1 pseudogene is annotated in these 218 nt (G+C 37.2%); it reads right to left on the bottom strand.

From position 1 onward, the window contains the following. Positions 1–218: pseudogene (locus AC0IXC_RS29470) on the bottom strand (acyl-ACP desaturase); the annotation flags it as partial.

Raw genomic sequence — 218 nt, 5'->3', positions numbered from 1 at the left:
AATAAATTCGAATGTTGATCCTCTTCTGAGGTCCAAGTATGAATAAAGTCTGTAATAACAGAAAGGGATCCTTTAAAGGTCGCCGATAAATACGTTGTAAACCACGGTAAATTCACTTCTGTTAATAAAGCTGTCTCAATAGCCGTAATTACACCAGAAGGAAGAGTAACTTGACTTTCATCCCAAGGAACTCTTTTAAAGTCCATTCCCTTATCCCA

It is taken from the genome of Bacillus sp. AC266 (assembly GCF_979253805.1).
Note: the sequence above shows the minus strand (reverse complement) of the source record. Positions and strands in the feature narration are given on the sequence as shown.